Annotated in this window: 8 protein-coding genes; 3 read left to right on the forward strand and 5 right to left on the reverse strand. The window is 67.4% G+C overall.

What is annotated here, in order from left to right; all coding sequences use genetic code 11:
* Nucleotides 1–7 precede the first annotated feature (7 nt).
* Both JF66_RS07580 and JF66_RS07585 read right to left on the reverse strand, forming a co-directional pair.
* Nucleotides 8–1,579, reverse strand: a complete 1,572-nt coding sequence (locus JF66_RS07580; protein WP_035876705.1) for a hypothetical protein — start codon at nucleotides 1,577–1,579, stop codon at nucleotides 8–10.
* Nucleotides 1,561–2,403, reverse strand: a complete 843-nt coding sequence (locus JF66_RS07585; protein WP_081882223.1) for an ABC transporter ATP-binding protein — start codon at nucleotides 2,401–2,403, stop codon at nucleotides 1,561–1,563. Before JF66_RS07585 ends, JF66_RS07580 begins: the two co-directional genes overlap by 19 nt.
* A 218-nt stretch (nucleotides 2,404–2,621) precedes the next feature.
* Between JF66_RS07585 and JF66_RS07590 the strand changes: the two genes are divergently transcribed.
* Together JF66_RS07590 and JF66_RS07595 are read left to right on the forward strand one after the other, a co-directional pair.
* Entirely contained in the window at nucleotides 2,622–3,797 is a 1,176-nt protein-coding gene (locus JF66_RS07590) for a lytic transglycosylase domain-containing protein (protein WP_035876707.1), read from the forward strand.
* Nucleotides 3,798–3,918: 121 nt separating this feature from the next.
* Nucleotides 3,919–4,893, forward strand: a complete 975-nt coding sequence (locus JF66_RS07595) for a hypothetical protein (RefSeq protein WP_035876708.1) — start codon at nucleotides 3,919–3,921, stop codon at nucleotides 4,891–4,893.
* 12 nt (nucleotides 4,894–4,905) lie between these two features.
* Here JF66_RS07595 and JF66_RS21625 read toward each other — a convergent pair whose 3' ends face one another.
* Nucleotides 4,906–5,646: an NUDIX domain-containing protein gene (locus JF66_RS21625; RefSeq protein WP_051973260.1), complete on the reverse strand. Its 741-nt coding sequence runs from the start codon at nucleotides 5,644–5,646 to the stop codon at nucleotides 4,906–4,908.
* 86 nt (nucleotides 5,647–5,732) lie between these two features.
* On the opposite strand from JF66_RS21625, the gene JF66_RS07605 reads away from it, so the two are divergent.
* Nucleotides 5,733–6,509 carry an MBL fold metallo-hydrolase gene (locus JF66_RS07605; RefSeq protein WP_035876709.1) on the forward strand — a complete coding sequence of 259 codons (777 nt, stop codon included), beginning with the start codon at nucleotides 5,733–5,735 and terminating at the stop codon, nucleotides 6,507–6,509.
* Between the two features lie 13 nt (nucleotides 6,510–6,522).
* Here JF66_RS07605 and JF66_RS22915 read toward each other — a convergent pair whose 3' ends face one another.
* Nucleotides 6,523–6,660 carry a hypothetical protein gene (locus JF66_RS22915; RefSeq protein ID WP_156109690.1) on the reverse strand — a complete coding sequence of 46 codons (138 nt, stop codon included), beginning with the start codon at nucleotides 6,658–6,660 and terminating at the stop codon, nucleotides 6,523–6,525.
* 277 nt (nucleotides 6,661–6,937) lie between these two features.
* On the reverse strand, nucleotides 6,938–7,321 hold a 384-nt coding region (locus JF66_RS07610; RefSeq protein ID WP_035876731.1), incomplete at its 5' end, for a ribonucleotide-diphosphate reductase subunit beta.

The following is a 7,321-nucleotide window of genomic DNA, read 5'->3' on the forward strand; positions in this document are numbered from 1 at the left end:
GCGGTGGCTACCGCTGCAGCGCAAGCGACTCGAGTAGCTCCGGGGCGCGTCGGTCGAGGCGGGCGCCGCCCCAGCGGATGCCCACCACGAAGAACACCGGACCGAGAATGAGCCCCAGCACGAGACCAAGCCAGCCGAAGATCGCCTGACCCGTCGAGGCGGCCACGATTAGCAGGGTCAATTCGGGGGCGACCAGTAGCGTGAGAATTCCCCAGGTGACCAGGGTCGACACGAAGGTCGTGAACCCGGCCCCGGGAGGCGACTTGAACGGACTGTCTCCCGGCGCCGGAACCGGAACCACAACGGTGGCGGACGACACGCTCGACAGCCCGAGGCCACTCAGCAGAATGCCGATCGAGAGGCCGAGCAGACCGGGCAACAGACTCCACGAGCCTGAGAGCCACACCGACACCACGGAGAAAATCAGCACAATGGGGCCCGCGAAGACCAGAACGGCCAGCGCGCGCCCGGTGCGGTCTGCTCGTCCGGTGACCCCCAGCGACATGTGCAGGGCGAAGGCCGTGCTGTCGTAGGAGAGGTCGGTGTAGATGGCGAGGGCCAGCAGCAGCGCAGCGATCGGTGCCATCCCGTTGAAGAAGGCGAGCGAGTCATTCGTGGTGCTGTAGAACCACAGGAGCGCGGGCATCAGCGGCACGATGATCAGCTGCTTCGAATACCGCGGGTCACGGATCCAGTAGGTGAGCGTGCGCGCCAGCACCGCCCCGGTGGGCGTCTCCGCAACGAATGCGAACAGGCCGAGCTTGCCCCTGGCCGCCTTGCGCGACGCGGATCGAGCCGGCGTGACGAGCACGATGGCCAGCGCCCTCCGCCAGACCAGCGCCATCACCACGAGCGTCCCGACTCCGATCAGGAACTTCACCCCCGCGGCGCCGTACTGCCCGAGCGCGAGTTCAGAGGGAACCGCCCACAGCGCGCCGAGCGGAGTCCAGGACAGTGTCTCGGCTGCCCCGGGCAGGGCACCCTGAGCCCTGTCGAGCCCGCTGAAGGTGCCGGCGAAGATCGGCCCGGCGAGGAACACCGGAATCAGGATGAGCGTTCCCGCCACCTCCCGGAACCGACGACCGGAGGTGAGCGTGGAACTCAGGGCCGTCACCATGCGCGATCCCACCACGCAGGTGAGGGCGGCGAGCGCGGCACACACGAGAGCGACCAGAGCGAGCACCGGATGCTTCCACCACGTTCCGGCAGTGGCGAGCGCGGCGAGCAGCGTGACGATTCCCGGAATGCCAAGAACACCGGCGAGGGTGAGCCCGATCAGCAACTGGCTGAGCGGGATCGGAAAGTTCACCAGGCGCGCGGTGTCCAGCGTCTGGTCGATGCCGGAGACCACGATGGGGAGCACGAGCCAGCCAAGAATCGTGGCCGAACCGGCCAGCACGACCACCATTCGGCCAATGTCAACGGGGGCGTTGCTGAGCGCAAAGAGGCCGACGGTCACGCCAATGAGCAGGCCGATTCCGTAAATCGCGCCGAAGATCACGGCCACGAGTTGCCAGGGGCTGCGGCGCAGGCTGTTGCGCAGCAGGAGGAGGCGCAGCGTTACGAGATGTTTAACCATGCCGGCCCCTCTGCGTGGTGGCGCCCGCCGACGAGTTCGACAAAGCGGTCTTCGAGCGTCGATCCATTACGCACTTCGTCGATGGTGCCGGCGGCCACAACGCGGCCGGCGGCGATCACGGCCACGTGGTCACACATCCGCTGCACCAGGTCCATGGAGTGGCTCGACACGATCACGGTGCCCCCGGAGCGCACGTAGCCCTGCAGAATATCGCGGATGTTCGCGGCCGACACCGGGTCGACCGATTCGAACGGTTCGTCGAGCACGAGCAACCGCGGGGCGTGCACGAGGGCACAGGCGAGCGCGATCTTCTTGGTCATGCCGGCGGAATAGTCCACCACGAGGGTGCCGGCGGCATCCTGCAGGTCGAGCAGGTTCAGCAGGTCGGCGACGCGCTCGGCCACGGTTTCGCGGGTCATCCCCGACAGCAGGCCCGAATAGGTAACGAGTTGCTGGCCGGAGAGCCGGTCGAAGAGCCGCACTCCGTCGGCGAGGATGCCCACCAGGCGCTTCGCCTCCAGCGGGTTCTTCCACACGTCGATGCCCTGAATCCAGATCTCGCCCACGTCGGGGCGGAGCAGTCCGGTGGCCATCGAGAGCGTGGTCGTTTTGCCGGCTCCGTTGGGACCGACGAGGCCGTAGAAGGACCCCACCGGAACGTCGAGGCTGATGCCGTTCACGGCCACGGTCTCGCCGAAACGTTTACCCAGTCCGCGGATCGAGAGCGCCGCCGCCGCGTCGCCCGGTGGCGTGGGCGGCGGGGCCGCCTGCGCATCGGCCTCGACCGGCTCGGTGAGCGGCTCCGCTTCGGTGAACTCCGGCATGGCGTGAACCCTCTTCCCCATTACGATCATCTGTCTGGAAGTCTGCCGCGTGCGGCCGACATTCGCTGCTTTCTCACAGGTTATGGCCAGCGGAGACCTCGCGGCGTCGGCCAGCGGGATGTTTTGGCAGCGACATGCGTAGTACCGAGGTGCCACGTGGTCGTTTCGTACCGCGCGGGTTCGAGGCTAAGCTCGCTGTTCTGAGGTGGGGCTGAGATATGGGTCGATGGGGGCGGGTGTTGTGCCTGGCGACCGCGGCCGCTCTCGTGGCCTCGAGCGTGGGTGTCACGTCAGCGGCTTCGGCCATCGACGAGTACCCGTCCTGGGCCGACGTGGAGGCGGCCAGGTCGAGCGAGACGGCGACGGCGGCCGAGGTCGTGCGGATCGAGTCCGCCCTCGACGGGTTGCAGGCGCGCGCGGCCGAACTCGGCGACGTGGCCGTGACGCAAACTTCTCTCTCCGCCGAGGCTCAGACCCGGTTCGGCACGGCAAACGCGTGGCACACGGTGCTGACGGCTCGAGCGGAGGAGGCATCCGCCCGCTCGGTGGCCAGCAGCACACGCTTGGGAGCGCTCGGCGCCCAGCTGTACCGTTCCGGTGGCGGCAGCCTGTCGGTGAGCGCCCTGTTCGACGGCGCGCACGCCGACGACCTGCTCTTTCGGCTCGGCACCATGTCGCGACTCACCGAACAGGCGGGCCGCCTCACCGAGCAGGCCGACGCCGAACGCAACGCGGCCGAGGCCCTCACCGCTCAGGCCGAAGTCATGACGCGCGAACGCGACCGATTACAGAACAAAGCCCGGGCTGCCCTGGCCGCCACGCAGACGGCACAACGGGCCGCGGATGCCGAGGTGGCCGTGAAGCAGGCCACCGGCGAGACCCTCTACGCCCAGCTCGCGTCGCTCAAGAACTCGTCCACGGAGGTGGAGCGGCAATACCGCACCGGCGTGGCCGAGCATCAGGCGTTCGTGGAGCAGCAACGGCAGGCCGCCGCGAACGCCGCCGCGGCGGCATCCGCGGCAGCAGCTTCCCCCTCGGCGCCGGGCACTCCGGGCACTGCGGGGCCTCCGCCGACGGGAGGCGTCGTCGACCGCGGTGCGGCCCAGAAGATCGCCGCGGTCCAGGTGGCCGCCCGCGGCTGGAGTTCAGCCGAGTTGGGCTGCCTCGTGTCGCTGTGGCAGCGCGAGTCGGGCTGGCGGGTGAACGCCTACAACGCCAGCAGCGGCGCCTACGGAATCCCGCAGTCCCTGCCCGGCAGCAAGATGCAATCGGCCGGCGACGACTGGCAGACGAATCCGGCCACCCAGATCAGCTGGGGCCTCGGCTACATCGCTTCGCGGTACACCACACCCTGCGGTGCCTGGGCCCACTCGGAGTCCAACAACTGGTACTAGCGCACGTGCCGCGTGACTGTGTCGCCACAGATGTGAATGATGCACTAACTTGATAACTGATCGGGGGGCGATCCGTCCGTGGAAAACGCCCGTCGCGGTCATCATCCACTAGGGGAATTCCATGCGCCATCACTCACTCTGGGCGGCAGCTGCCGTCGCCACTCTGCTCTCTGTCGCACTCGCGGGATGTGCCGTCAACGCGCCGCCCAAGGCCGCAGGCACCCCCACCGTGGAGGCCGTGGATTTCACCGGCAGCCCGCTGATGGACTATATCGGAGAGCTTTTTCCGGAGTACAACGAACAAGCCGAGGCGGCCCGCAGCGCCACCGTATCGGCTGCTGTTGTCGCGTGCATGGCCGCCGCCGGATTCGACTACATCCCCGATGACCCGCAGGCAGACCTTTCCACATTTTCGGAATCACTTGACGAAGACGAGTGGACCGCGATTCACGGCTACGGGATGATTCCGACGCTTGAGGATTTGACCCTTGACGACGAGTACATCGATCCGAACCGGGGATATCTCGACACCCTGGGATATGAGCGGGAGCAGGCTTACAGCGACACTCTTCACGGCCAATGGATACTCCTTGCACCGAACGAAGACGGCTCCGAGCAGCCTGCACTTGACGGAACGGGCTGCATCGACATGGCGGAGGCAGCAACCCCGCCCCTGGAAGATGCCAGAGTGACGGCCGTCGTTGACGCGGCGTGGGGCCACGTGGATTCATCTTCTGAGGGTGTTGAATCATCCGTTGAGATGCACGCCCTCGAAGTGCCCTGGTCGACCTGCCTCGTCGATGCCGGCTTCCCCTTATTCGCCACCCGAGCGGATGCGCCAGCTTCCTTCGAGGAACAAGCCAACGCCGTGTACGCTACTGCGTCCGGGCCCGACGCAGTTCTGCCCGACGCGGCCACCTTGGATGCGCTGCGGGGCCCGGAGATCACGCAGGCCGTCGCCGACCTCGAATGCATCAGAGAAGTTGACTTCGATCAGAAGGCTCTGGAGACCACATTCGCGCTGGAATCGCGGTACGTGCAGGAGCACAAGGCCGAACTCGATGTCCTTCTGGCGGACTTCGTTGCGACGCAGTAGGGTTGGCCCGGATTAGGGCCGACCGCTCGTGCTGTACACCCACGGCAACTCGCCGATAGTGAGGCGGTGCCGACCGCCGGCCTCGTCCACGTGCGCGTCATCGTCGTAGGCCACGTCGCCCGCCCAGAACAGGGCGGGGCCACTCCCGCTCTCTCGGAGCCGGGTCTCGTATCGAGCTCGGCCACGCTTCGCCGCGTTCGCCAGAATCTCGGCGACCGAACCGACGCCGCACAGCCCGTGCAGGGTCACCCAGGTGGGCGCGACCAGCGTCAGCGACGCGGAGGCGTGCCGCTCGAGTGCGTCTTCCGGCCGCAGCCACGCATGGTCGACAACCTCGTCCTCGGCGAGAACGATTGTGCCCGCCGGCGCGGTCGTGACGTAGAACCAGGTACGCAGCCGCTTCGGTGCGCTGGCCGGCGGGATCCAGAGCGCGGTGCTCAGAAGCGAATTGGGCGAGATCTCCAGACCGGTCTCTTCGCGCACCTCGCGCACGGCCGCGCGGCGCGCGGCGCGCTCTTCGCCGTCGTCACTGTCGTCGGCACCGTCAGCGGAGTCGGGCGCCGCGGCATCCGTCTCCACACGGTCTTCGGGGTCGACGCCGCCGCCCGGAAAGACCCACGCACCAGCAAACGACCCGCGGTGGCGCGGCCGTTCGAGCAACAGCACTTCGGGGCCGTGCGCGCTGTCGCGCAGCAACACCACGGTGGCGGCCACCCCGATCGGCGCCGGGGCGGTCTGTGCATCTCGCGTCATCGCGGTGTCCTCGCTTGATTCAGTCGGGTCCTGAACCTTCCCCCCACCCTAACGCCGCCCAGCGTCGCCCGCGTAAGCTGCGAGCTATGCCCGATGACATCGCCCGCCCGCAGCACACGAGCCCGTTCACCCGAAGCCTGCTCGCGCCGAACGCCGGGCCGATGACACTCGACGGCACCAACAGCTACCTCATCGGCGCGCCCGATTCGCGCTCCATCGTGGTGGTCGATCCGGGTCCGCTGGACGAGGGCCACCTCGCCGCCCTCGCCGCGACCCGCCACGTCGAGCTCGTGCTCATCACGCACCGACACCCCGACCACACGGCGGCGAGTGTTCGCTTCGCCGAACTGACCGGAGCCCCGGTGCGGGCGTTCGATCCGGCATTTTGCGTGAACGGCGACCCTCTCATCGACGGCGAGCTGCTCGAGGCGGCCGGCACCCGCATCCGGGTCGTGCACACCCCGGGGCACACCGACGACTCGGTCTGCCTGCACCTGCCCGGCGACGGCCCGACCGGTTCGGTACTCACCGGCGACACCGTTCTCGGCCGCGGAACGTCGATCATCGACGGTACCCTCGCCGATTACCTCGCCTCGCTGGAGGCGCTGCGTGCGCTCGGGCCGGCCACGGTGCTGCCCGCGCACGGCCCGGTGCTCCCCGACCTGACGGCCATTTGCCACGCCTACCTCGCGCACCGCCACGAGCGCCTCGACCAGGTGCGCGCCGCCCTCGCCACGCTGGGTTCCGATGCGACCGTGGACCAGATCACGGACGTGGTGTACGCCCAAACGGATGCCGCCGTGCGGTTCGCCGCCGAGGCATCCGTTCGCGCCCAGCTGGCCTACCTGCGCGGCGCCGACTGACCAGCTCGCTAATCTACGTGGCGGGCTTCTTCTTCGCCAGGGCGCGGGCTCGCGCCGCGGCGCTCTCCGCCGCAGCGGCGAACCGCGGGTCTCTCCTACCCGAGCTTGCCGCTCGGGCAACCTTGTTGCTCTGTTTGGGGTTCTGGGCCATGGTGCTCTTCCAATCACGTGCGTTCGGGGATCTGACCGTTCTGGTTGAACCCGAGATGCCCAACCCTAGCCGCCCCAGCACGCCCGGAGCATGAGAAGGGTCTGCGACGCTGCGCCATAACTCCGGCGATCTGTGGGGAGGGTTTTCACCGCCCCCTGTGATTACGCGGATCTGCTCACCCGGGTTCAGAAATTGCAGGAGTTATGCGGATGCCGTCTCCCCGTCACAGCACGAAGGCCCCCGATTTCTCGGGGGCCTTCGTGCTGATAGAGACGGGCTAGAAGTCCCAGTCGTCGTCTTCGGTAACCACGGCCTTGCCGATCACGTACGAGGAACCCGATCCGCTGAAGAAGTCATGGTTCTCGTCGCCGTTCGGTGAGAGCGCCGACAGGATCGCCGGGTTCACGTCGCAGACGTCCTTCGGGAAGATGGCCTCGTAGCCGAGGTTCATCAGCGCCTTGTTGGCGTTGTAGTGCAGGAACATCTTCACGTCTTCGGTCAAGCCGACCTCGTCGTACAGGTCCTGCGTGTACTGCACCTCGTTCTCGTACAGCTCGAAGACGAGGTTGAAGGCGTAGTCCTTGATCTCGTCGCGACGCTCCTGGGTGACCTTCTCGAGGCCCTTCTGGAACTTGTAGCCGATGTAGTAACCGTGCACCGC

This window comes from Cryobacterium sp. MLB-32 (assembly GCF_000738085.1).
In the GTDB taxonomy this organism is placed as follows: Bacteria; Actinomycetota; Actinomycetes; order Actinomycetales; family Microbacteriaceae; genus Cryobacterium.

Coding starts and splice junctions, on each gene's coding strand:
- JF66_RS07580 (WP_035876705.1), bottom strand. CDS start 1,579: ATGGTTAAACATCTCGTAACGCTGCGCCTCCTCCTGCTGCGCAACAGC.
- JF66_RS22915 (WP_156109690.1), bottom strand. CDS start 6,660: ATGGCCCAGAACCCCAAACAGAGCAACAAGGTTGCCCGAGCGGCAAGC.
- JF66_RS07595 (WP_035876708.1), top strand. CDS start 3,919: ATGCGCCATCACTCACTCTGGGCGGCAGCTGCCGTCGCCACTCTGCTC.
- JF66_RS07605 (WP_035876709.1), top strand. CDS start 5,733: ATGCCCGATGACATCGCCCGCCCGCAGCACACGAGCCCGTTCACCCGA.
- JF66_RS21625 (WP_051973260.1), bottom strand. CDS start 5,646: ATGACGCGAGATGCACAGACCGCCCCGGCGCCGATCGGGGTGGCCGCC.
- JF66_RS07585 (WP_081882223.1), bottom strand. CDS start 2,403: ATGCCGGAGTTCACCGAAGCGGAGCCGCTCACCGAGCCGGTCGAGGCC.
- JF66_RS07590 (WP_035876707.1), top strand. CDS start 2,622: ATGGGTCGATGGGGGCGGGTGTTGTGCCTGGCGACCGCGGCCGCTCTC.